The following is a 24,732-nucleotide window of genomic DNA, read 5'->3' on the forward strand; positions in this document are numbered from 1 at the left end:
GGATGTAACGATATGTCTCAGATATCAGAATATTTTAGAAGCATATTCTTTCCGAATCTTGGGATAACCCTCAGAAATATAGGTGACCACATCAATATAGGAAGCTTTGAGGTGAGGTTCTACGGGATCATCATCATGATAGGATTCCTGCTGGCATATGTACTTGTCACCAACGAGGCAAAGAGAACAAAACAGAATCCTGAAATGTATCTGGATTTCATACTTATACTTATCATCCCGGCCATACTTGGAGCAAGACTCTACTATATCCTGTTCAGACTTGACCAGTATATAGTGCAGGGTGATGTGGGAGCCACTATCAAAGCCATGCTGAATATCAGAGGCGGTGGACTTGCCATATATGGTGGAATCATCGCAGGAGTCATCACGGCGGTAATATTCTGCAAGGTGAGAAAAGTCAGCTTTGTACTCATGGCGGATACAGCCACTTTTGGAATACTGATCGGACAGATACTTGGAAGATTTGGAAACTTCTTCAACAGAGAAGCATTTGGCGCATATACGAACAGTAAGATGGCCATGGCGATTCCGCTTGATTACTACAGATCTGATGGCAATCTTGACTATCTGGAGAGAACCGGGGTCATCACACAGAAGATGCTGGACAATGTGATGAATATAGACGGAATGGACTGCATAACAGTCCACCCGACATTCCTGTATGAGTCCCTGTGGAATCTTTTGCTGCTTGTGTTCTTATTTATATATAGAAAGCACAAGAAATTCAAAGGAGAGTTCGCTCTCATATATGTGGGCGGATACGGACTTGGAAGATTTATCATCGAAGGTCTCAGAAGTGATTCCCTGATGATCGGCAATACAGGGATCAAGGTATCCCAGGCGCTTGCACTTGTATGCTTTGTAACTGCCGTGGTACTGCTTGTCATAAATTATGTAAGATGTGCCAAGCGTGGCTGGCCTGCTGCAGTTATGGGAGACGCCGCTGGCACAGAAGTGAAGATTAGTGGCGAATGTGATCCTGCGGATACAGAAGTGGAGACCAGTGGTGAAGCAGACGCTGCCGGTACAGAAGTGGAGACCAGTGGTGGATCAGATGACGCTGGAGAAAAAAAGAAAGATGACAAAGATGCCACAAAATAGCATTTCAGCGCAGAAAAAGTGGCAATAAAAATAATATAACAGGGAGACAATACAGATAAATACCCACAAGGTGGAGATATCCCCCACGAAATGGGAAAAAACTGGGATTTGTCCCCACCACAAAAAGCCTGTAGGTTTGACAGTGAAAACTGTTAGATCTACAGGCTTTTTTGCGTATTTGCACACACTTTTTTCATATAACAGGGTTGCAATTTGAGGGGCTATAGTATAGAATAGTGGTTACAAGTGGCATTACTGTGCAACTAAGTGGTGGAAAGTGGTGATTGAACCGGAGTTATACGAAAGGAGGAGATCGGGATGTCCAGATGCTTATCAGGTGAATATGAACATAAGCTTGATGCAAAAGGAAGACTGATCATGCCATTAAAACTTCGTTCGGAACTCGGGGAGTCATTCATGGTAACCAAAGGAATCGACTGCTGTCTCTATGTATATGGAATGACAGAGTGGGAGGAGTTCGTTGAGAAGCTGAACAAGCTTCCTATGACCAACAGAACGGCCAGAGCCTTCAAGAGAGGTTTCCTTGCCGGAGCGGTCAAGTGTGAGCCGGATGCACAGGGAAGAATACTTCTATCTCCGAAGCAGAGAGAATATGCTCATATAGACAAGGATGTGTATGTCATCGGTAACGGTGAGAAAGCGGAGATCTGGAGCAAGGAAGAGTGGGATGGCCCTGAGAACATGAGTGATAATCAGGCCAGCATGGACGAGCTTGCAGATGAGCTTGATGCACTTGATTTTAGTTTTTAGAAGAGAATGGTAATTGATTATGGAATTTGCGCACAAGTCGGTCTTGCTTGAGGAGACCATCGACAACCTGAATATCAAGCCGGATGGCATCTATGTGGATGGCACATTAGGGGGAGCCGGACACTCAGAGCAGATTGTGAAGAGGCTTGGTGAGGGCGGCAGGCTTATAGGTATCGACCAGGATGAGGATGCCATAGCTGCAGCGTCGAAGAGACTTGAGCCGTATGGGGATAAGGTGACCATAGTCAGGGATAATTACCAGAATTTCAGAAGAATATTGGATGAACTGAACATACAGAAGGTGGACGGGATACTCCTTGATCTGGGAGTGTCTTCATATCAACTCGATAATGCGGATAGAGGATTCACATATCGGGTTGATGCTCCACTGGATATGAGGATGGACAACAGGCAGACAAAGACTGCAAAGGATATAGTCAATGATTATTCCGAGGCTGAGCTGTTCCGTATACTTAAGGATTACGGAGAGGAGAGATATGCAAAGAGTATTGCATATCATATATGCAAGTACCGTGAGAACAAGGTGATAGAGACGACCGAAGAGCTCAACGATATAATCCGTGGCTCCATACCGGCAAAGGCAAGGAATGGACAGGGACATCCGTCCAAGCAGACATTTCAGGCGATCAGGATAGAGCTTAACAGGGAGCTTGATGTGCTCAGGGATTCAATAGACGGCATGATAGCAAGTCTGAATCCGGGAGGAAGATTGTGTATCATCACATTTCATTCCCTTGAGGACCGGATAGTGAAGCTAGCATTCAGGAAAAATGAAAATCCATGCATTTGTCCACCGAACTTTCCGGTGTGCACATGCGGAAGAAAGCCTCTCGGCAAGGTGATAACGAGAAAACCGATCATACCGGGAGAAAGGGAGCTTGAGGAGAATTCCAGATCAAAGAGCTCAAAGCTCAGAGTGTTTGAGGCAATTTGACAGATATAAATGAAAGAGGCGATATAGATGGCAGATAGAAGATACTACACAGAGGGTAGTTCTGCAAGACAACTGAATTATGATGACCGGGCTGGACGTAACAGATCCCGCGAAGCTGTAGTCAGAGGCTCAGCCGCTCCGGCGAGAAGACCACAGCCTTCAGTGAGACCTGAGAGGGCTCCACAGCCGGCGCGAAGAAAGAAACAGGGATCATCTCATCTGACTGACAGAGAGAGACGAGAGCTTGCAGCCAGAAAGGCACAGAGAAAGGCAGTTACAAATGCACAAATAAGATATACGGCGGGCATGGTTGCTGCGATAATCGTTGCGGTGGCGCTGTGCTGTTATCTTCTGAAACTTACATCAGATGTCAAGTCACAGAAGGAGTCAGTGGCAACGCTGAAGAGCCAGGTGGCAACACAGCTTGACGAGAATGCAAGCTACAGCGCAGGACTTGATTCCATGACAGATCTGGATGAGATATATAATATTGCAACTACTAAGCTCGGCATGGTATACTCACAGCCGGGACAAACATTATACTATTCACAGAATAATGATGATTACGTAGTACAGTACAAGGATGTCCCTAAGGCCAAGTAGTCTTAGGGATATTTAATTTTTAAGGTGGAAAGATAAAATGTCAAAGAGATCAAAGCTATTTTTAAAAGGGATGAGAAGAAAGACCAAGATCGCATATTTGCTGGTGGTGGGAGTTCTGGTGGCACTTACCATAAGAGTTGTGTACATCAACGTGGCAAATGGAAAGGAGTATTCGGAGGCGGTGGTTCTGCAGATGGACTACAATTCCACGGATATTCCGTATGAGAGAGGCGAGATACTGGACAGAAATGGAAATGTCCTTGCAAACAGTGAGAAGACCTACAGCCTGATACTTGAGCCTGTGAATATTCTGATCACGGAGAAGGGAAAGGCGGCAACAAGAGCTGCGGTGCTGGAGTATTTCGATGTGTCAGGAGACGATTTTGACAAGCACATTGCAAATGAGGATTCTTATTATGAGGTAGTCCTCAAGGATCTTCCATATACAAAGGTTAAGGCATTTGAGGATTACTGTAAGACCGATGAGGGCGCAGATGTCATAGGAGTGAGATTCGAGACGGTGTATAAGAGAAATTACCCAAATGGATCTCTGGCGTGTCACCTGCTCGGATACACCGCCAGCGGAAATGTTGGACAGGGTGGTATTGAGGGCTATTATAATGACTACTTAAACGGTGTGGATGGCAAGACTTACAGATATATGTCGGGCTCAGGCGGCGTTGACTCGGAGACTGTGGCAGCCCAGAATGGTGAGACAGTAGTATCCACCATAGATATGAATATACAGAAGATCATAGAGGACAACATCACTGAGTATATGCAGAATACAGGTGCTAAGCAGATAGGTATCATAGCAATGGATCCAAACAATGGCGAGATACTTGGAATGGCAAGCTCACGTACCTACGATCCAAATGACCCGATGAACACACAGGCGCTCAGGAACATGACAGTCACCGTCACCCAGGAGGTTGAGATCGAGGGTGCAGATGAGAATGCGGACAGCCTGATAAGCGTTGAGAGTGCAAAGAAAAATACAACAGCAACAACGGAGAGCAGCGAGGATGGCACTACCACAGAATCATCCACAGAAGCGACCACCGAACAGAAGAATGTAAAGACTGAGGAAGTGGAATACGATTTCTCAAAGATGTCGGATGAAGAGTTCCAGAGCACGATAGATGGATTTACATCAGACCAGTTATATGAGGCACTCAACTATGTATGGCAGAATTACTGTATAAGTGATGTGTTTGAGCCGGGTTCAACATACAAGGCATTTACCATAGCGGGAGCCATGGAGGATGGAGTGATCTCAGACGGAGATGAATTTCTCTGTGATGGTTCACAGGTCGTAGTCGAGGGAGAGAGCCCTATTTACTGTAGTTACAGAGCAGGACACGGAATGGTTGACGTCAAGAGAGCTCTGGCTGTTTCATGTAATGATGCGTTGATGCAGATAGCGGACAAGGAGGGACCAGAGACATTTGACAAATATCAGATGATATTTAACATTGGTTCCAAGACAGGAATAGATCTCGAAGGTGAGACGACAGGTATTAAGTACGATGTGGAGAATCTTAATCCTACAGAGCTTGCGACATCTTCATTTGGACAGGGTGTTACAACATCTATGATTCAGATGGCAGCGGGATTCTGTTCTGTAATAAACGGCGGAAATTATTATGTGCCACATGTTGTCAAGAGACTTCTGGATTCAGACGGAAATGTGGTTGAGAATATGGATCCGGTGCTTGTCAGAAAGACCATATCCAAGGAAGTGTCGGATTACATGAAGACATACCTCCAGGCGGTTGTTGAGGAAGGTACAGGATATGCGGCTGGAATAGAGGGCTACACCATCGGTGGTAAGACAGGTACAGCCGAGAAGCTTCCTCGAGGAAATGGAAAATACGTACTGTCATTCATAGGATTTACCCCTGTTGAGAATCCTCAGATAATGCTTTACGTTGTAGTTGATGAGCCTCATGTTGAGGATCAGTCAGGATCAGGAGCAGGAGCAAAGCTGTTCAATCAGGTTATGCAGGATCTCCTTCCATACCTGAATGTATACTCAACAAACGGAGATGATGTGGCTTATGACGGAACGGAGGAGCCGCTCTCATCAGCATTTGACACGGATACAGAGACTGCAGATACAGAGGCGGCAACAGAGGATGCGGCTGCTGAGGACACATCAGCGGAAGATACATCAGCGGAAGATACATCGACCGACGACACATCGGCGGATGACACGTCGTATGACGATACGGCAGACGACAGTTATACGGCGGACGATACATGGGAGGATGACAGCGGAACAGGCGACGGCACGGATACGTGGAGCGGTGACGAGGACTATTCCGGCGAATGATAATTTACATAGTAAACCAAAGCATCGAAGGTGCAGATACACCTCCGGTGCTTTTTTAATGCAGAGATAGATTTGTACACGAATAGGCGAATACATGAGGCATCCGGCTAATATGATAATAAAAAAGTCCGGGACCAAGAGTTGAAGGTATACAGTTATAACAGGCGGAGGATAAAGTTTGTGTTCGTTATGGCGGCCCTAGCGCTGGGAGTTATAGTTGGCCGTCTTGCATACATAATGCTCTACAGGGGAGAATATTATAGTGAGAAAGCAGATTCCCTGCATGAGAGGGAGAGAAGCATAAAAGCTCCCAGGGGAAGGATATACGACAGAAATGGCAATATCATAGCGGACAACAAGGCGGTGTGTTCAATATCCGTGATACACAGCCAGATAGAGGATGAGGCGGAGGTCACAGAGCTTCTTACAAGATATCTGGATAAGGATCCGGCAGACATCAGGAAGAAGGTGGAGAAGGTATCCTCAAGGGAGCTCATAGCGTCAAATGTAGACAAGGAGACCGGAAAAAAGATCAAGGCGGCTGCTGTTCCGGGGATCAAGGTGGACGAGGATTACAAGCGCAGCTATCCATATGATACCCTTGCATCGAAGGTTATAGGCTTCACCGGTGCTGATAATCAGGGAATACTGGGCCTTGAGGTGACATATGACAGTGTGCTCACAGGGACAAATGGAAGCATAAATGCGGTCACGGATGCAAGGGGAATAGAGCTTGCGGAATATTCAGAAACCAGGACAGAGCCCATTCCCGGAAATGATCTCGTGACAACACTGGATCTCAATATACAGAGATATGTGACACAGGCTGCAGAGAAAGTCCTGATCGAGAAAAAAGCAAACAGGGTGTGTGCAATAACGATCAATCCCCAAAATGGCGAGATATATGCCATGGTGGATGTGCCGGAATACAACCTGAACGAACCGTTCAAACTGGTTAAGCCAGAGAACGATGAAGAGACAGACACAGGGGAAGATGCAGAAAGGAATAACAGCGCATCCGGGACATCCATGTTGCTGCCTACAGCCGGCAATATGGATGAGCTGAACAATATGTGGAGAAATTATCTGATAAGCGACACATATGAGCCGGGATCAACCGCCAAGATAATAACACTGACGGCAGCACTCGAGAAGGGAGCGGTCGACAGCAGCTCAAACTTTTTCTGCCCGGGATATAAGATAGTTGAGGACAGAAGGATAAGGTGTAGCAAGACCACGGGCCATGGAAGCCAGAGCCTTAAGGAGGCGCTCATGAATTCCTGCAATCCGGCGTTTATGGAGATAGGAGAGAGAACAGGAGTGGATGGCATGTACGAGTATTATCACAAGCTGGGATTGTTCAGTCAGAGCGGAATAGACCTTCCCGGAGAGGCAAACTCCATCATGCATAAGAAGGAAAATGTAGGGCCGGTAGAGCTTGCCACCATGTCGTTTGGACAGTCATTCCAGGTGACTCCGATACAGTTCATATCTGCAGTGTGCACGGTTGTGAATGGAGGGCATACGGTAACTCCACATTTGGGAAAAAGGATAATAGACAGCAGTAAAGAAACTATTACAGCCATTGAATTTGACGAGCAGAGACAGGTTATAGATGAGGAGACATCACAGAAGATGCGGGAGATGCTTGAGGCAGTCGTTGCCGAGGGCGGCGGATCAAAGTGTGCCATAGAGGGCTGCAGGATAGGCGGAAAGACCGCCACGAGTGAGAAACTTCCCAGAGGAACAGGCAGATACATATCTTCTTTTATAGGATTTGCGCCGGCGGATGATCCTCAAGTCCTGACGGTCGTGCTAATAGATGAGCCCGAGGGCACATATTATGGAGGAACCATAGCGGCCCCTGTTGTGAGAGATATTTTTTTGAATATTCTTCCCTATTTGGGAATTGACAAAGCCACAAATGAGTATTAAATTTATCTCAGTCTGAAAACAGTTTAAGAAATACATAGTCCGCGGTGCGCGGGCAGGTAAGGAGTACAAAATGAATTTAGATTTAAAGATTGTTTTACCGGTAGTGATAGCATTCTGTATCAGCGTGGTGCTGTGCCCTATAGTTATACCGTTCCTGAAGAAGCTCAAGTTCGGTCAGTTTGTCAGGGATGACGGCCCACAGGCACATTTGAAGAAGGCCGGAACACCAACCATGGGTGGACTTATAATCCTTCTGTCACTTACGATCACGACGCTTATCTATATGAAGAAATATCCGGATGTCCTTCCGGTGCTTTTTGTGACACTTGGATTTGGACTTATCGGATTTATCGATGATTACATCAAAGTTGTTATGAAGAGATCAATGGGACTTCACGCATGGCAGAAGATGCTCGGACAGATTGTCGTTACGGGAGTATTTGCATATTATGTAGAGAAGTATTCAGATATCAACAATGAGCTTATAATACCATTCCTTGGCAAGACGGTTCAGCTCAACAGCACACTCTATGTGATACTGTTGTTCTTCATCGTGCTTGGAACAGTTAATGGTGCGAACTTCACAGATGGACTTGACGGACTTGCGTCATCAGTCACGGTTCTCATAGCCACATTCTTTGCGGTTGTAGCAGTGGGAACAGACTCAGGTGTTGCTCCGGTTGCCTGCGCAGCGGTTGGATGTCTTCTTGGCTTCCTTGTGTACAATGTGTACCCTGCAAAGGTATTCATGGGAGATACAGGTTCTCTGGCACTCGGTGGATTTGTTGCATCAACAGCGTATATGCTCAAGATGCCTATATTCATAGTTATAATAGCTTTCATATACTTCCTTGAAGTATTATCAGTTATAATACAGGTTGTTTCATTCAAGCTTACAGGCAAGAGAGTGTTCAGAATGGCACCTATACATCATCATTTTGAGCTCGGGGGATGGCCTGAGTCAAAGGTCGTTGCTATATTTTCTATAGTGACTGCAGTCCTCTGTGTGGTAGGTTTACTGGCTCTGTAATGTAGAAAGGAGAAAATGGTGCAGTGGTGCACCATGGTGAAATGATATGGAGATCAATACAGCGATAGTAGCAGGAACAGGAAAGAGTGGAATCAGTGCAACCAAGCTTCTGGTAAATCATGGAGTAAAGGTTTATCTGTTCGATGAGAACAAGGACAGAGATATAGAGGCGATAAAGGAGAAGACAGGCGATTCAGAACTCGTTCAGATAGAACTCGGCGAGCTTGGAGAGGATGCCCTCTCATCATCACAGCTCATGGTCATCAGTCCGGGAATCCCTGTTGATGCGCCATTTACAGATGTGGTGAGAAATGCGGGAATACCTATCTGGAGTGAGATAGAGCTGGCATACCATTATGGTAAGGGTAAGATAGCAGCCATAACAGGAACAAACGGCAAGACTACAACTACAGCCCTTGTGGGAGAGATAGTCAAGGCACACAATGCCAAGACCATCGTTGTGGGAAATATTGGAATACCTTACACAGAGCTGTGCGACACAATAGACGATGATTCAGATACAGTTGCAGAGATAAGCAGTTTCCAGCTTGAGACGGTTATAGATTTTCATCCGAATGTCAGTGCAATACTCAACCTGACTCCGGATCATCTGAACAGGCATTATACATTTGAGAATTATGGAAATGTAAAGTTTTCAATAACAAAGAATCAGACCATGGATGATGTGACAGTCCTAAACTATGATGATGAGCATACACGCGCCATGGGAGAGAAGGCAAAGGATCATTGCCATGTAGTATATTTCAGCAGACTGGAGAAGCCGGCCGGTGGAGTATATGTAGAGGATGGGGATATCATCCTCGAGGATGGCGATAAGAAGATCAATGTACTTGCCATTAAGGATCTTAAGCTCATGGGAGCTCACAATGTTGAGAATGTTCTGGCAGCAGTTGGAATATCATATTATATGGGAGTCCCTGTTGATGTTATTAGAGATGTTGCAACATCATTCAAGGCTGTTGCTCATAGAATAGAATATGTTGACACCGTCGATGGTGTCGCATACTACAATGATTCAAAGGGAACAAACCCTGATGCAGCCATAAAGGGAATACAGGCCATGGTGGCTCCTACATTCCTCATAGGTGGAGGCTACGACAAGGGTTCTGAGTACGACGAGTGGATAGAGGCGTTTGACGGCAAGGTAAAGTGGCTCGTTCTCATAGGCCAGACTGCGCAGAAGATAGCTGACTGTGCCAAGAGACATGGATTTAACTCAATTATATTTGAGGAGAATCTTCAGGATGCGGTAGCATATTGCCATGAGAATGCGGTTGACGGAGATGCGGTGCTTCTCTCACCTGCATGTGCAAGCTGGGGACAGTTTGACAACTACGAGCAGAGAGGCGATATGTTCAAGGAGTATGTAAGAAGCTATAAGGAGTGATCTGATTGCATGGAGGTCCTGAGGTTTCAGAAGATAGAGTGAGAGATGCACGAAAACGGTGTCCGGGAGGATATGTGGATGTGACCATGCTCCTGGCGCTGGGGATGATTCTGACATTTGGGCTTGCCATGATATACAGTACGAGCAGTTACAGGGCGTACGACCTGTACGGAGATCAGATGTACTTTTTTAAAAGACAGGCACTTTATATGTTGCTGGCGATCCTCGCCATGTACATAGTGTCAAGATATGACTACAGGCGGCTGCTCAGGCTGTCTGCGGTCATTTTGCTGTCATCACTTGTTCTTCAGGTGGTGGTGCTGATAATAGGAACGGCCAGCCATGGGTCAGCAAGATGGATATATATTGGACCTATAGGATTTCAGCCATCAGAATATGCCAAGACGGCGATCATAATCTACACCTCGGCGAGGGCTGCCGTGGAGAGCAAAAATCTGTGCAGACCGGGCTGCCTTATAAAGGTAATGATCCTGCCCGTGATCACCATAGCCCTGATCGGTGTGGAGAATCTCAGCACGGCTATAATCTGTTTTGCAATCCTTTTTGTAATATTGTTTGTGGGAAGCCCCAGGGTCAGACATTTTGTTCTGATCGGTATATTTGGTGTTGTCGGGAGTGTGCTTTTCATAATGTTCGCAGGCTACAGGGCGAACAGAGTCAAGATATGGCTTGATCCTGAAAATTACGCAGATGGCTATCAGACGGTTCAGTCGTTATATGCCGTTGGTTCCGGTGGACTGTTTGGAGTGGGCTTTGGGAGAAGTGTCCAAAAGATGGGGTTTATTCCGGAGTCACATAATGATATGATATTCTCAGTCGTGTGTGAGGAGCTCGGAATTGTTGGAGCGGCATTTATACTTATCATTTTTCTTATATTACTTAGGCGGATGGCTGTGACGGCCATGAATGCCAGAGACAGATTTGGAAGCATGCTCACAGCGGGAGTGATGGCACATGTGGCGGTCCAACTGCTGATAAATGTGAGTGTTGTCACGAATACCATTCCGCCGACAGGTGTGCCGATGCCATTTGTCAGTTATGGCGGAAGTTCGATAATTTTCATTCTGATGGAGATGGGGATAGTGATGTCCGTATCCAGAGGAATTTCGTATGACGAAACAGACATATGACAGATCCTTTAAAGGAAGATTTGAATGGAAAACAACAATAGACGAAATGTTAATAAAAATAGAATGAGCAGAAATGTTGATGTTGCGCAAACCAGACGTGAAAGCGGCTATGTGGATGTCATGACCGGAAAACGCCTCGACGGAAGGGTCAAGGTTCCGGTTGATAAGAGAAGACAGCAGACAGATAGCCGCAATGGACAGCGGAGAGCAGACGGAGATATGCGCCGCAGGACGGATGAGCAGACACGAAGAAGGCCTGATGGGGAGCACCGCAGAACAGGCGAACAGGCGCGCAGAAGGCCTGATGGGGAGCACCGCAGAACAGGCGAACAGGCGCGCAGAAGACCAGACGCAGAGCGTCGCAGATCTGACGAGCGGGTGCGCAGAAGACCAGACGGAGAGCGCCGCAGATCTGACGAACAGGTGCGCAGGAGACCAGATGGAGAGCACCGCAGATCTGATGAGCAGGTGCGCAGGAGACAGGATGGAGAGCGTCGCAGATCTGATGAGCAGGTGCGCAGGAGACAGGATGGAGAGCGTCGCAGACCGGATGACCGGATGCGCAGAGAGGATGCAGAAAAACGCAGATCCGAGGAGAGACGCAGGCGTAAGCAAGATCAGGCGGTTGCTGCAAAAAAGAAGAACAAGAAAAAACGCAAAAAAGAGCGCAGAAAGCTTACCCCGGAGGAGATAGAGAGAAAGAAGAAGCTGCAGGCGGAGAAACTTGCCAGAAGAAAGGCGAGACGTGAGAAGGCAGCAAGGATATTCAAGATAGTTCTCAAGATACTTCTCATTCTGGTGGTGCTGTGTGCTATAGCGTTTGTATACATACGTACATGTTATAAATTGAAGTCCATAAAAGTGACCGGAACTGATCACTACACTGACCAACAGATGGTCGATATCGTGACCGGCGGTAAGAATTATGGCAATACGCTGCTGTTTATACTTGAGAGCAGACTGAATCCTGCCCAGGATGTAACCTTTATAGATAAGATAGACGTCACATATGTGAACAGGAATTCAGTAGAGATCACGGTGTACGAGAAGGCCATGGCGGGCTGCATAAAGTACAACGATCAGTATGCATATTTTGATGGCGACGGTATCGTGCTCGAGATATCCGATGCAAAGCTTGATGATGTTCCTTGTATAGAGGGACTTACAAGTGACAGCGTGGAGCAGGGAAAGAAGCTTGATGTCGGCGATTCGGGATTCTTCCAGGAGATACTGACTATGACACAGCTCATTTACAAGAGCGGAATACAGATAGACAAGATTACTTATGACACAGATCAGAATCTCATACTTCACAAGGATGGAATAAAGATCAGGATCGGCGACGGTGAAAACCTGGAGACGAAATTCATGAATCTTGAGAGCATACTTGAGAGCGTGAAGGGTAAAAAGGGAACTCTTGATATGTCGAATTACAGTGAATCGCAGAGGAACGTTATCTTTAAAGAAAATAAATAAAAAATTTCTTGCGTAATGATATAAAAAATCGTATTATATAGGTACTAATGCGATAAAACGGTCAGCTTTTGAGCAGATGACAATGATTGATGGATAAAGAATAAGTATATAAGGAGGATGCAACCGTGCTTGAGATAAAATCAAATGACGAGAGAACACCGGCAAGGATTCTTGTAATTGGTGTCGGCGGTGCAGGTAACAATGCTGTTAACAGAATGATCGATGAGAATGTTGAGGGAGTGGAACTTATCGCTATCAATACAGATAAGCAGGCTCTTTCACTCAGCAGAGCTACAACAAAGATCCAGATAGGTGAGAAACTTACCAAGGGTCTTGGTGCTGGTGCAAAGCCTGAGATCGGTGCCAGCGCTGTAGAGGAGAATAGAGAAGAGATCGTAGACATCATCAAGGACGCCAACATGGTATTCGTAACATGTGGTATGGGTGGTGGAACAGGAACAGGCGCTGCCCCTGTCGTTGCAGAGATGGCACGTAACCTTGGTATCCTCACAGTCGGAGTTGTCACAAAGCCATTTGGTTTTGAGGGTAAGCCTCGTATGAGAAACGCGATCGAAGGTATAGAGAGACTTAAGGAGAATGTGGATACACTTATTGTTATCCCTAACGACAAGCTCCTTCAGATCTGTGATAAGAGAACAAGTATTCCTGATGCGCTGAAGAAGGCAGATCAGGTACTTCAGCAGGGTGTTCAGGGTGTTACAGACCTTATCAATAAGCCGGGTCTTATTAACCTTGACTTTGCAGATATACAGACAGTTATGAGAGATAAGGGTATCGCTCATATCGGTATAGGTTCAGCAAGCGGAGAGAACAAGGCTGTTGACGCCATCAAGGAGGCTATGGATTCACCACTTCTTGAGACAACCGTTTCAGGTGCAACAGATATCATCGTAAACTTCTCAGGTAACATTGGTATCGTTGAGGCTTATGATGCTGTTACATATCTTACAGAGCAGGCTGGAGATGGAGTCAACATCATCTTCGGTACAGTTGACAATGACAACATGGGTGAGGATATAAGCATCACGATCATTGCTACAGGTCTTGAGAGATCAGGCGAGAGCGATGTCACCGCAAGATATGCAGGTACTGCATCTCCTATGGGAACAATGACCACACCTAAGCCAGCAGTTACAACAACACCTGCTGCAGAGCCAAAGACTGCTACATATGCAGGCCAGAGTCTTGGAACACACAGCACTCAGACAAGCACAAGACCATCGTTCCTCGGCGGTCAGACAACTGAGACTGCTCCGGCAGCAAAGCCAGCATACACAGCACCTGTGACACCAGCACAGCAGACACCTGTAACATCAACACCAGTTGAGCCGGCACATGTGTCAAGACCAAAGACAGAGAGTATCAAGATTCCTGATTTCCTCAAGAAGAGATAAGGAAGAGATCGGAAGATTTTTATAGGTAAGTATAAAACGGGTAATTTCGAGAGAAATTATCCGTTTTCTTCAATAAGGAGGCAGAAATATGTTTTATGTTGCAGACCGAACAGAGATGCAGGAGATAGACAGGCTGACCATAGAGGAAAATGGTGTGCCAGGGATCCTGCTTATGGAGAGAGCTGCGATCACCGTGCTGGAGGAGATAAATTCCAGACTGAAGTCTATAAACGCGGACAGAAAATTAAAGTGCCTTGTGGTTGTTGAAGGCGGCAATAACGGCGGGGACGGACTGGCTCTTGCGAGACTCCTGTACCAGCAGGGAGATATTGTCCATGTCTGTTATATAAATGGAATATCGAGAGTAAGCGACAGCTTTTCATATCAGCTTGAAATAGCGAAAAAAATCGGCATACAGGTGACGGATCACATCATTGACAGTGATTACGATGTGGTTGTGGACGGAATATTTGGCGTCGGACTCAAGCGTGATGTGGCGGGAATATGGAGAGAGACCATAGAGACGATGAACGGACTTGGCGGCTTTAAGGTTGCCATAGATACCCCGTCAGGTGTGGATGCCAGCACGGGGCAGATCATGGGATGTGCATTCAAGGCAGGTATGACGGTCACATTTGGACTGAATAAAAGAGGGCTGATATTTTATCCCGGCTGCGAGATAAGCGGAGAGGTCGTTGTGAGAGACATAGGATTTGCACAGGCTGAAGTGGACAGAGTACACCCGGTGGCATATTCCTACAACAGAGACGATCTGTGCATGCTTCCGGGACGGAGTGATTCATCAAATAAGGGAACATATGGAAAGCTTGCGGTGATAGCTGGAAGTAGAGACATGTCTGGTGCCATGACATTTGCGGCGGAGGCTGCATACAGGATGGGAACAGGGCTTGTGAAGATATACACACATATCGACAACAAGGAGATAGCAGGAGTAAGAATTCCTGAGGCAGTGCTTATGTGCTATAGCAACAAAGATGAAGCGGAGCAGTGTGCAAGGGATGCCGTGGAGTGGTCGGATGCCATACTGATCGGTCCTGGTATAGGAAAAGGCGATGCGGCAAGGAGCATGGTGGAATATATTATGTGCGAGGCCGTGCAGACCGTGATCGCGGATGCGGATGCCTTGAACATAATATCCGAAAAGCCCGATATTCTTGGAAGACACAGAGGACCGGTGATCGTAACGCCACATATAGGAGAGATGTCAAGACTTACAGGCGCCGCCATACCGGATATAAAAAAGAATATATTAGAGGTGTGCAAAGACTTTTCGATGGAGTATAATGTTGTAAGTGCGCTGAAAGATGCCAGAACATGCGTAAGTGACGGCAGGGATGTGTACATAAACACATCCGGTAATAACGGTATGTCAACTGCGGGGGCAGGGGATGTGCTTGCCGGGATAATAGCTGGGCTTGTCTGCACCGGACTTGGTGCGTATGAGGCTGCGAAGCTGGGAGTATATATACATGGGTTGGCAGGAGATATGGCGGCAGAGCACAGAGGAAGAAATGCAATGATAGCCGGGGATATAGTGAGCGCTATATCGGAGGTTATAAAAGGAGCAGAACATGATGGACAACAGTAACTTTAACAGAGTGCAGGCTGTGATAAATCTTGACAATATAAGGGATAATATCACGGCTATGAAGAGGCTTATAGACGGTGATAAGAAGATGCTGGCGGTCATAAAGGCAGACGCCTATGGACACGGCGCTGTCGAGGTGGCAGAGGCACTTGATGATCTGGTGGATTTCTTTGCAGTGGCATTCATCGATGAGGCTTTGGAGCTCAGAAGAGCAAATATAGATAAGCCCATATTGATACTGGGCTACACAGATCCCTCGGATTACGAACTGATTCTCAGATATGATGTTAGACCTGCCATGTATGAGGTGGACGATGCACAGAAGCTCTCGGATCTGGCGGTGAGCATGAATACAAAGGCAAAGATCCATATCAAGGTCGATACAGGCATGGGAAGAATCGGATTCACATGTGATGAAGATGGCGTGAAGAACATAGAAAAGATCAGTCAGATGCCGGGCATAGAGATAGAGGGGATATTTACCCATTACGCAAAGGCTGATGAACTCGACAAGACCGCTGCAAATGGTCAGCTTGAGAAGTTCAGGTGGATAAACAGCCAGCTTGAGGCACTTGGAATACACATACCTGTAAGGCATATATCTAACAGTGCGGGTATCATGGAGATGGACAATTCGGATTTTGATATGGTCAGATCGGGAATAGTCACATACGGACTTTATCCATCAGATGAGGTAGATAAGAATATAGCGGCTTTGAAACCTGCTATGAGACTTATGTCCAAGGTTATATTTGTGAAGGACGTAAAAGCCGGAACAGGTATAGGATATGGATGGTCCTATATAGCGGATCATGATATAAAGGTTGCGACGGTGTCGGCAGGATATGCCGATGGATACCCAAGAGCACAGTCCAATATAGGCAGAGTTATCATCCATGGAGAGTATGCTCCGATCATCGGAAGGGTGTGCATGGATCAGTTCATGGTTGACGTGAGCCACATTGATGGTGTAAAAGTAAGAGATGACGTAACTCTCATCGGACAGGATGGAGACAGAGAGGTAACTGTCGAGGAGGTGGCAGCGCCTGCCAACAGCTTTAATTACGAGCTGGTATGTAACATATCAAGACGAGTTCCGAGAACATACATAAGGGACGGCAGAGAGCTTGGACAGGTAAACTATCTTCTGGATTAACGAATAACCGGTACTGTCATGGGCAATACTTTTTTTAGAGTGGAATACATACTATATAAGTATATAGCCACATTCAATGAAAGTATTTGTGGGGTGAACAGAATTGGTGATCAGACGTGGAGATATTTATTACGCGGATCTAAGACCGGTGGTTGGATCGGAGCAGGGAGGCATACGACCTGTTATAGTAGTTCAGAATGAGGCTGGGAACAGACACAGTTCCACGGTCATAATAGCTGCGATAACCAGCAAGATGAAGAGGCCAAAACTTCCAACACATATCATGCTTGATTCTTCAAGCTGTGATATAGCGAAGGATTCCGTCATATTGTTGGAACAGCTCAGGACTATAGACAAACAGCGCCTGAAAGAAAAGGTGTGTCACGTTGACGCTGATGTGCTGAGGCGCGTTGATGAAGCTCTGAAGATAAGTCTTGAACTGGCATAAAATAATATATGAGGTGATACAGACTATTATATGAAGATTTTTAACAAAAAATCAGAAGAGGAAAAGGTAGAAGAAGAGATCATATCCATGGTGAACGAGGGAAATGAGCAGGGACTTATAGAGGACGCTGAGGCCCAGTTTATTACAAACATATTTGAGTTCACTGACAAGGAGAGCAGAGATGTGATGACGGCCAGATTGAACGTCATGGCTATAGACAAGAACTCTGATCTGGACGAAGTCATGGAGATAATGATAGAGAATAACTATTCAAGATATCCGGTGTATGACGGTGATCTTGACAACATAGTTGGAATAATCTATTTCAAGGATTTTGTGAAGGAATATCTGCGCGATAAGACGAAATCACTGGCTGAGATCATGGTTGAGGCTACATTTGTACATCCTACGTACAACATAGCAAAATTGTTCCGCAGGATGCAGACAGCAAAGATACATATGGTCATAGTTGTGGATGAGTATGGTCAGACAGAGGGAATCGTGACCATGGAGGATATTCTGGAAGAGATAGTCGGCAACATACTTGACGAGTACGATGACGCCAGCGAGGATATCAAGAAGCGTGGCGATATGTACATAGTCAGTGGTAAGGCTGAACTGGATGAGCTGAGTGACGTTCTGGGGATAGAATTCCCGGATGAGGACTTCCAGACGCTGAACGGATTTCTGCTGTATGAGCTGGGGAGACTTCCATATGCGGATGAGGAGATAGAGATAGTGTATCAGAACTACAGATTCACTTCCCTGTCGGTAAATAACAACATGATCGGTGAGGTAAAGATCACAAAGGTTGAAAAAACACCGCAATAGTGTTAATATACGTAACTAGTAATCAAGAGAAAGAGGAGAATTAACGATGTCAGGACATTCAAAATTTGCAAACATCAAGCACAAGAAGGAAAAGAACGATGCAGCAAAGGGTAAGATCTTCACAATCATTGGTAAGGAGATCGTGGTAGCAGTAAAGGAAGGCGGAGCAAATCCTGAGAACAACAGTAAGCTTCGTGATGTAATCGCCAAGGCAAAGGCAAACAACATGCCTAACGATACTATCAAGCGTGGTATCGAGAGAGCGGCAGGAGATGCAAACTCAGTAAACTATGTAGTGAATACATATGAAGGCTACGGTCCTAACGGTACCGCCATCATAGTAGACACTCTTACGGACAATAAGAACAGAACAGCAGCCAATGTGCGTAACTGCTTCACAAAGGGTGGCGGTAACGTAGGTACAACAGGCTGTGTATCATATATGTTTGATCACAAGGGACAGATCATCATTGCAAAGGAAGACTGTGATATAGATGCAGACGACCTCATGATGATGGCACTGGATGCAGGAGCTGAGGATTTCTCAGACGAGGATGACAGCTACGAGATCATCACAGCACCTGAGGATTTCTCGCAGGTAAGAGAGAGCCTTGAGAAGGAAGGCATAAAGATGGCTGAGGCTGAGCTCACAATGATACCTCAGAACTATGTTGATATAGACGATCCTGAGGTTGTCAAGAAGTTCACAAGGATTATAGATATGCTTGAGGAGGACGATGACGTTCAGGCAGTATATCACAATGCAAATCTTCCGGAAGAGGACGATGAGGACTGATATATAATTGCAAGGGATATGATAACATTGGTAACAGACAATTACGCAGATAATCAGCGCCATTGCAGCATAGCTTGAAATAGAACTTCCGCACCTTATATATGGTGTGGAAGTTCTATTTGAGTAATGACGACATGGATGGTATCTGTGTCTGTTATATACGGAATGAGTATTGTTAGGAGAAGAGATGAAGGGAATACTTAGATATCTTAAGGGCTATAAGAAAGAGTCCATACTTGCCCCGCTTTTTAAGATGTTGGAGGCAACATTTGAATTGCTTATCCCGATCGTCATGGCGAATGTAATCGATGTCGGTATAGCAGGGCGTGACATAAGCTACGTTGTGAAGATGTGTCTCGTCATGATACTTTTGGGAATTATCGGTCTGGTGTGTTCTATCACCGCCCAGTATTTTTCGGCAAAGGCTGCTACAGGATTTGGAACAGCACTTCGAAATGATCTGTTCAGGCATATTACATCACTTTCATACACAGAGATCGACAGCATAGGAACATCCACACTGCTCACGAGAATGACCAGTGACACGAACCAGGTACAGACAGGAGTCAACATGGTGCTCAGACTGTTCCTCCGTTCACCGTTCATAGTGTTCGGTGCCATGATCATGTCATTCACCATCGACGTGAAGTCGGCCATGACATTTGTGGTGACCATACCGGCACTTTCAATTGTTGTGTTCGGTGTTATGGCACTCAGTATACCTCTGTTCAAGAAGGTGCAGAACAGACTGGACAGAGTCACACTGCTCACCCGTGAGGGACTTGAGGGCGCGAGAGTTATCAGAGCCTTCAACAGACAGGACAAGGAATTTGAGGAGTTTGACAAGTCCACGGATGACCTGATGAAGTTCCAGCTCCTTGCAGGACGTATATCAGCGTTCATGAATCCTGTCACTTATGTGATAATCAATCTCTCAACCGCAGCTATAATCTGGATTGCAGCGGGACAGACAGATGCGGGAATCATCACACAGGGAAAGGTCGTCGCACTTGTCAACTATATGTCACAGATACTCGTCGAGCTCATCAAGCTCGCAAACCTCATCGTGACGATCACCAAGGCTGTTGCCTGCGCAAAGAGAATAAATGCGGTCATGGATCAGCAGCCATCCATAACGGATGGATCAGGCAAGGCAACAGGATCACCGGCAAATGCTGTAAAGGTAAGCTTCAGGGATGCAAATCTCAGATATGCTGGGGCCGGAGCAGATTCCCTGTCAGATATAACATTTGACGTGGCACCGGGCGAGACTGTGGGAATCATAGGCGGTACGGGTTCAGGAAAGAGTTCTCTTGTAAACATGATCCCAAGATTTTACGATGCCAGCCAGGGAAGCGTGTGCATAGACGGAGTTGACGTAAAGGACTACACCCTGGACGAGCTCAGGCATAAGGTCGGAGTGGTACCGCAGAAGGCTGTATTGTTTGCCGGAACAATAGCAGACAATATCAGGTGGGGCAAGCAGGATGCGACTGAAGCAGAGATAGACGAGGCGCTTGAGATAGCCCAGGCCAAGGAGTTTGTAGACGGCAAGGAGAATGGAATATACTTCAAGATCACCCAGGGGGGCAAGAACCTGTCGGGTGGACAGAAGCAGAGGCTTACCATAGCCAGAGCGGTCGTCAGAAAGCCTGAGATACTGATACTGGATGACAGCGCATCGGCGCTAGATTTTGCAACTGATGCGGCTCTCAGAAAAGCGATCAGGGAGAAGACAAAGGGCATGACTGTATTCCTTGTGTCACAGAGAGCGTCGACCATCATGAATTCGGATAAGATCATCGTCATGGATGATGGTCAGATAGCCGGGATAGGAACCCATCGGCAGCTGCTTTCTAACTGTGAGATATACAGGGAGATATGTCAGTCACAGCTTTCGGAGGAGGAACTGTCTCATGAGTAAAGATAAAGGGAATAAATCAGTAAATAAAAAGACGATACTCAGAATACTGAAGTATATCAAGAGATACAGGTTCCTCGTGGTTCTGTCTCTCATATGTGCAGCCATATCGGTCGTGCTCACACTGTATGCACCTATCATCATGGGACATGCAGTTGACAGGGTCGTTGGACCGGGAAAAGTAGATTTTACAGGACTTAAGGGAATGCTTGCAAAGCTTGTGATTGTGGTCGTTATAACGGCTGTTGCACAGTGGGTCATGAACGTGCTCAACAACATGATCACATACAGGGTGGTTAATGATGTAAGAACAAAGGCATATGAGAAGCTTGGCAGCCTGCCGCTCTCATATGTGGATTCACATACACACGGAGACATAGTCAGCAGGATCATAGCTGACGTAGACCAGTTCTCAGACGGACTTCTGATGGGATTTACACAGCTATTCACAGGAGTTATGACTATAGTAGGAACACTGTGCTTCATGCTGTCGATCAACTGGATCATAGCCATTGTGGTCGTATGTATCACTCCGGTATCACTCTTTGTTGCGTCATTCATAGCAAAGAGAACATACAGTATGTTCAGGAAGCAGGCTGAGATCAAGGGGGAGCTCACATCCCTTGTAAATGAGATGGTTGAGAACCAGAAGGTAGTCACAGCATTCTCCATGGAGGATGAGACCTGCGACAGATTCCAGGAGGTCAATGGAAGACTTAATGTGGCAGGACTTCAGGCTACATTCTTCTCATCGATAACAAATCCTAGTACAAGATTTGTCAACAGCCTTGTGTACACAGGCGTTGGAATCATAGGTGCCATAACAGCTATAAAGGGCTTTATATCAGTTGGACAGCTCACAAGTTTCCTGAGCTATGCAAATCAGTACACAAAGCCGTTCAATGAGATATCAGGCGTTGTCACAGAGCTTCAGAACGCGCTGGCATCCGCTGCCAGAGTGTTTGAGCTTATAGACGAGGACCCAGAGGCTGCAGAGCCTGCTGGCGCACACGAGCTCACAGACGTTCACGGTGAGGTGGACCTTAAGAATGTTGACTTCTCATACAACAAAGATGTGGAGCTCATCAAGAACCTCAATCTGAACGTGAAGAACGGACAGAGAATAGCAATAGTGGGACCTACAGGCTGTGGTAAGAGTACAGTCATCAACCTGCTCATGAGATTCTACGATGTGGATGCCGGAAGCATATCCGTGGATGGATATGACATAAGAGAGGTCACAAGAAAGAGCCTCCGCGGCAATTACGGAATGGTACTTCAGGAGACCTGGCTTAAGAGTGGCACGATAAGGGACAATATAGCATACGGAAGACCGGACGCAACGGATGAGGAGATCGTCGAGGCTGCAAAGCAGTCACATGCACACAGCTTTATCAAGAGACTTCCTGATGGCTATAACACATATATAACAGAGGACGGAGGCAATCTGTCACAGGGACAGAAGCAGCTCCTATGTATCACAAGGGTTATGCTTGATCTTCCACCTATGCTCATACTGGATGAGGCAACATCATCCATAGATACAAGAACTGAGATAAGGATACAGAGGGCGTTTGCCAAGATGATGAAGGGCAGAACAAGCTTCGTGGTTGCACACAGACTGTCAACCATCAAGGAGTCGGATGTCATCCTCGTCATGAAGGACGGACACATCATCGAACAGGGAAATCACGAGACACTGCTTGCAAAGGGCGGCTTCTACACGAATCTGTACAATTCCCAGTTTGCAAGATAATACAGAGAAATGCATAAATATAAAAGGGCTGTGCTTTGAGGTATACCTCATGGTACAGTCCTTTTTAACGGTGGTTAAAGCATTTATCTGTTATATTTCACGAACGCTTGCCAGTGGCGGGCTTTGTGTATATAATGTATGCGGAATGCCTGTTATAATATGGGCGGATATTTGCAGATATACCGGAGAGTATACAAAAGGAGAGAAAGATGAAGGTTAGTGAATCAGGTTATACAAGAGAAGAACTTTTAGAGATAGTAGATACATATCTGGCAGAGCAGTCCAGAAGATGGGAATTCATAGAGGAGAAGGGCGATGGCATGTATGTGTACGCTGAGAACGGCGACAGATACCTCGACTTCTTCGCAGGAATAGCGGTAAGCAGCGCGGGAAATGCCAACAAGAAGGTTGCAAAGGCCATAGCTGACCAGGCGGCAAATGTAATACATGCATCAAACTATGCATATACACTTCCAATGATCCTCCTTGCAAAGAAGGTGTGCGACACCATAGGCATGGAGAAGATCGTGTTCCAGAACTCAGGAACAGAGGCAAATGAAGCCATGATCAAGATGGCTAGAAAGTACGGCGTGGACAATTACGGACCGGACAGATATAAGATCGTGACAGCGAAGAACAGCTTCCACGGAAGAACATACGGTGCACTGTCGGCAACAGGCCAGCCTGATTCGGCCTGCCACAAGGGATTTGCACCACTCCTTCCGGGATTCACATATGCAGAGTATAACAACCTTGAGGACTTCAAGAGCAAATGCGATGAGAACACCATAGGAATCATGGTAGAGCCTGTACAGGGCGAGGGTGGTGTATACCCTGCAGACCCTGAGTTCCTTAAAGGACTTCGTGAGTTCTGTGATGAGAAGAACATGCTCCTCATGTTCGACGAGGTTCAGACCGGATGGGGAAGAACCGGAGACATCATGGCATATATGACATATGGCGTAAAGCCTGACATGGTATCCATGGCAAAGGCCATCGGGGGCGGTATGCCTATAGGCGCGATGTGTACAAGCACCAAGATAGCAGCAGCATTTACACCTGGTGCCCACGGTTCAACATACGCAGCCAACCCTGTGTGCTGTGCAGCGGCGCTTGCAGAGATAGATGAGATACTGGATAACAAGCTCTACGAGAATGCAAAGGAAGTAGGAGCATACTTCATGGAGGAACTCAAGGCACTTCCTTGTGTCAAGGAGATCAGAGGACGTGGTCTTCTTATAGGCGTTGAGTTCAACAAGCCTATCGCATTTGAAGTAAAGCACAGAGCGTTTGAGAACAAGCTCCTCATAACAGCGGTAAGAGACAGCATCATAAGGATCGCACCTCCACTTATCGTTAAGAAGGAGCAATGTGACGAGGCTGTTAAGCTGCTCATCAAGTCTGTGACAGAAGCACTGCAGGAGCAGTAATACAGCGTGATCATATAGCAGAATAAGCATGAATCATAAAAGTAATATAGGAGACCATAATGGGAAGAAGTAAAGAAGAGATGGAGGGTGTGACCCTCCTTGGAAATAAAGACGTAAAGTACAGCATGGACTATGCACCAGAGATGCTCCAGACATTTGACAACAAGCATCCGGACAACGACTACTTTGTAAAGTTCAACTGTCCTGAGTTCACAAGCCTCTGTCCGATCACCGGACAGCCTGACTTCGCAACGGTGTACATATCATATGTGCCGGGCGAGAAGATGGTGGAGAGCAAGTCGCTGAAACTGTATCTGTTCAGCTTCAGAAATCACGGAGACTTCCATGAGGACTGTATGAACATCATCATGAAGGATCTCATAAAACTGATGGATCCAAAGTACATCGAGGTGTGGGGCAAGTTCACACCGAGGGGAGGAATCTCCATAGACCCGTACTGCAATTACGGCAGACCGGGAACAAAGTGGGAGGAGGTTGCCTGGAACCGTCTGGCAAACCACGACCTCTACCCTGAGAAAGTTGACAATAGATAATTGGGTCTGAGCAGCACGCACGGACGGATA

General features: G+C 46.3%; 20 protein-coding genes. All 20 read left to right on the forward strand.

Going from position 1 to position 24,732, the window contains the following annotated elements; all coding sequences use genetic code 11:
* Nucleotides 1–12 precede the first annotated feature (12 nt).
* The 20 genes from lgt to queF all read left to right on the forward strand — a co-directional run bounded on the left by lgt (nucleotide 13) and on the right by queF (nucleotide 24,702).
* Complete coding sequence (gene lgt, locus ARA78_RS01000; RefSeq protein ID WP_055272677.1) at nucleotides 13–1,122, forward strand: prolipoprotein diacylglyceryl transferase; 1,110 nt, start codon at nucleotides 13–15, stop codon at nucleotides 1,120–1,122.
* 318 nt (nucleotides 1,123–1,440) lie between these two features.
* Entirely contained in the window at nucleotides 1,441–1,893 is a 453-nt protein-coding gene (gene mraZ, locus ARA78_RS01005; protein ID WP_015533171.1) for a division/cell wall cluster transcriptional repressor MraZ, read from the forward strand.
* A gap of 19 nt (nucleotides 1,894–1,912) precedes the next feature.
* The gene (gene rsmH / locus ARA78_RS01010) at nucleotides 1,913–2,848 is read left to right on the forward strand and encodes a 16S rRNA (cytosine(1402)-N(4))-methyltransferase RsmH (RefSeq protein WP_015533170.1); all 936 of its coding nucleotides are present in this window, start codon (nucleotides 1,913–1,915) and stop codon (nucleotides 2,846–2,848) included.
* 27 nt (nucleotides 2,849–2,875) lie between these two features.
* Nucleotides 2,876–3,451 carry a hypothetical protein gene (locus tag ARA78_RS01015; RefSeq protein WP_015533169.1) on the forward strand — a complete coding sequence of 192 codons (576 nt, stop codon included), beginning with the start codon at nucleotides 2,876–2,878 and terminating at the stop codon, nucleotides 3,449–3,451.
* A gap of 37 nt (nucleotides 3,452–3,488) precedes the next feature.
* Entirely contained in the window at nucleotides 3,489–5,786 is a 2,298-nt protein-coding gene (locus ARA78_RS01020; RefSeq protein ID WP_022217209.1) for a peptidoglycan D,D-transpeptidase FtsI family protein, read from the forward strand.
* 189 nt (nucleotides 5,787–5,975) lie between these two features.
* Nucleotides 5,976–7,721 carry a peptidoglycan D,D-transpeptidase FtsI family protein gene (locus tag ARA78_RS01025; protein ID WP_055273052.1) on the forward strand — a complete coding sequence of 582 codons (1,746 nt, stop codon included), beginning with the start codon at nucleotides 5,976–5,978 and terminating at the stop codon, nucleotides 7,719–7,721.
* A gap of 70 nt (nucleotides 7,722–7,791) precedes the next feature.
* Complete coding sequence (mraY, locus tag ARA78_RS01030) at nucleotides 7,792–8,751, forward strand: phospho-N-acetylmuramoyl-pentapeptide-transferase (RefSeq protein WP_015533167.1); 960 nt, start codon at nucleotides 7,792–7,794, stop codon at nucleotides 8,749–8,751.
* A gap of 46 nt (nucleotides 8,752–8,797) precedes the next feature.
* Nucleotides 8,798–10,159, forward strand: a complete 1,362-nt coding sequence (gene murD, locus ARA78_RS01035) for a UDP-N-acetylmuramoyl-L-alanine--D-glutamate ligase (RefSeq protein WP_055272681.1) — start codon at nucleotides 8,798–8,800, stop codon at nucleotides 10,157–10,159.
* Between the two features lie 38 nt (nucleotides 10,160–10,197).
* Entirely contained in the window at nucleotides 10,198–11,310 is a 1,113-nt protein-coding gene (locus ARA78_RS01040) for an FtsW/RodA/SpoVE family cell cycle protein (protein WP_242849634.1), read from the forward strand.
* A gap of 24 nt (nucleotides 11,311–11,334) precedes the next feature.
* Entirely contained in the window at nucleotides 11,335–12,786 is a 1,452-nt protein-coding gene (locus ARA78_RS01045) for a cell division protein FtsQ/DivIB (RefSeq protein WP_055279855.1), read from the forward strand.
* Nucleotides 12,787–12,911: 125 nt separating this feature from the next.
* Entirely contained in the window at nucleotides 12,912–14,201 is a 1,290-nt protein-coding gene (gene ftsZ / locus ARA78_RS01050; RefSeq protein WP_022217215.1) for a cell division protein FtsZ, read from the forward strand.
* Between the two features lie 88 nt (nucleotides 14,202–14,289).
* Nucleotides 14,290–15,810, forward strand: a complete 1,521-nt coding sequence (locus tag ARA78_RS01055) for an NAD(P)H-hydrate dehydratase (RefSeq protein ID WP_055279856.1) — start codon at nucleotides 14,290–14,292, stop codon at nucleotides 15,808–15,810.
* Nucleotides 15,794–16,966, forward strand: a complete 1,173-nt coding sequence (gene alr, locus ARA78_RS01060; RefSeq protein WP_242849635.1) for an alanine racemase — start codon at nucleotides 15,794–15,796, stop codon at nucleotides 16,964–16,966. Before ARA78_RS01055 ends, alr begins: the two co-directional genes overlap by 17 nt.
* A gap of 103 nt (nucleotides 16,967–17,069) precedes the next feature.
* The gene (locus ARA78_RS01065; RefSeq protein ID WP_055144003.1) at nucleotides 17,070–17,414 is read left to right on the forward strand and encodes a type II toxin-antitoxin system PemK/MazF family toxin; all 345 of its coding nucleotides are present in this window, start codon (nucleotides 17,070–17,072) and stop codon (nucleotides 17,412–17,414) included.
* A gap of 30 nt (nucleotides 17,415–17,444) precedes the next feature.
* Entirely contained in the window at nucleotides 17,445–18,245 is an 801-nt protein-coding gene (locus ARA78_RS01070) for a hemolysin family protein (protein ID WP_055279857.1), read from the forward strand.
* Nucleotides 18,246–18,291: 46 nt separating this feature from the next.
* Nucleotides 18,292–19,041 carry a YebC/PmpR family DNA-binding transcriptional regulator gene (locus ARA78_RS01075; RefSeq protein ID WP_015533161.1) on the forward strand — a complete coding sequence of 250 codons (750 nt, stop codon included), beginning with the start codon at nucleotides 18,292–18,294 and terminating at the stop codon, nucleotides 19,039–19,041.
* 187 nt (nucleotides 19,042–19,228) lie between these two features.
* Nucleotides 19,229–20,965, forward strand: a complete 1,737-nt coding sequence (locus ARA78_RS01080) for an ABC transporter ATP-binding protein (RefSeq protein WP_055279858.1) — start codon at nucleotides 19,229–19,231, stop codon at nucleotides 20,963–20,965.
* Complete coding sequence (locus tag ARA78_RS01085) at nucleotides 20,958–22,718, forward strand: ABC transporter ATP-binding protein (protein ID WP_055272689.1); 1,761 nt, start codon at nucleotides 20,958–20,960, stop codon at nucleotides 22,716–22,718. The genes ARA78_RS01080 and ARA78_RS01085 overlap by 8 nt, the downstream gene beginning before the upstream one ends.
* Nucleotides 22,719–22,927: 209 nt before the next feature.
* Nucleotides 22,928–24,148, forward strand: a complete 1,221-nt coding sequence (locus ARA78_RS01090) for an aspartate aminotransferase family protein (protein ID WP_022217221.1) — start codon at nucleotides 22,928–22,930, stop codon at nucleotides 24,146–24,148.
* Nucleotides 24,149–24,207: 59 nt separating this feature from the next.
* Nucleotides 24,208–24,702 carry a preQ(1) synthase gene (gene queF / locus ARA78_RS01095; RefSeq protein ID WP_015533158.1) on the forward strand — a complete coding sequence of 165 codons (495 nt, stop codon included), beginning with the start codon at nucleotides 24,208–24,210 and terminating at the stop codon, nucleotides 24,700–24,702.
* The last annotated feature ends 30 nt before the right edge of the window (nucleotides 24,703–24,732 follow it).

Source organism: Coprococcus eutactus (assembly GCF_001404675.1).
GTDB classification, from domain to species: domain Bacteria; phylum Bacillota; class Clostridia; order Lachnospirales; family Lachnospiraceae; genus Coprococcus; species Coprococcus aceti.

Bases quoted from the DNA above. Each gene is read 5' to 3' on its own strand.
- ARA78_RS01070 (WP_055279857.1), top strand. From the start codon at position 17,445: ATGAAGATTTTTAACAAAAAATCAGAAGAGGAAAAGGTAGAAGAAGAG.
- ARA78_RS01080 (WP_055279858.1), top strand. From the start codon at position 19,229: ATGAAGGGAATACTTAGATATCTTAAGGGCTATAAGAAAGAGTCCATA.
- mraY (WP_015533167.1), top strand. From the start codon at position 7,792: ATGAATTTAGATTTAAAGATTGTTTTACCGGTAGTGATAGCATTCTGT.
- ARA78_RS01045 (WP_055279855.1), top strand. From the start codon at position 11,335: ATGGAAAACAACAATAGACGAAATGTTAATAAAAATAGAATGAGCAGA.
- ARA78_RS01020 (WP_022217209.1), top strand. From the start codon at position 3,489: ATGTCAAAGAGATCAAAGCTATTTTTAAAAGGGATGAGAAGAAAGACC.
- ARA78_RS01025 (WP_055273052.1), top strand. From the start codon at position 5,976: ATGGCGGCCCTAGCGCTGGGAGTTATAGTTGGCCGTCTTGCATACATA.
- ARA78_RS01090 (WP_022217221.1), top strand. From the start codon at position 22,928: ATGAAGGTTAGTGAATCAGGTTATACAAGAGAAGAACTTTTAGAGATA.
- murD (WP_055272681.1), top strand. From the start codon at position 8,798: ATGGAGATCAATACAGCGATAGTAGCAGGAACAGGAAAGAGTGGAATC.
- ARA78_RS01085 (WP_055272689.1), top strand. From the start codon at position 20,958: ATGAGTAAAGATAAAGGGAATAAATCAGTAAATAAAAAGACGATACTC.
- mraZ (WP_015533171.1), top strand. From the start codon at position 1,441: ATGTCCAGATGCTTATCAGGTGAATATGAACATAAGCTTGATGCAAAA.
- queF (WP_015533158.1), top strand. From the start codon at position 24,208: ATGGGAAGAAGTAAAGAAGAGATGGAGGGTGTGACCCTCCTTGGAAAT.
- lgt (WP_055272677.1), top strand. From the start codon at position 13: ATGTCTCAGATATCAGAATATTTTAGAAGCATATTCTTTCCGAATCTT.
- alr (WP_242849635.1), top strand. From the start codon at position 15,794: ATGATGGACAACAGTAACTTTAACAGAGTGCAGGCTGTGATAAATCTT.
- ARA78_RS01015 (WP_015533169.1), top strand. From the start codon at position 2,876: ATGGCAGATAGAAGATACTACACAGAGGGTAGTTCTGCAAGACAACTG.
- ARA78_RS01055 (WP_055279856.1), top strand. From the start codon at position 14,290: ATGTTTTATGTTGCAGACCGAACAGAGATGCAGGAGATAGACAGGCTG.
- ARA78_RS01075 (WP_015533161.1), top strand. From the start codon at position 18,292: ATGTCAGGACATTCAAAATTTGCAAACATCAAGCACAAGAAGGAAAAG.
- rsmH (WP_015533170.1), top strand. From the start codon at position 1,913: ATGGAATTTGCGCACAAGTCGGTCTTGCTTGAGGAGACCATCGACAAC.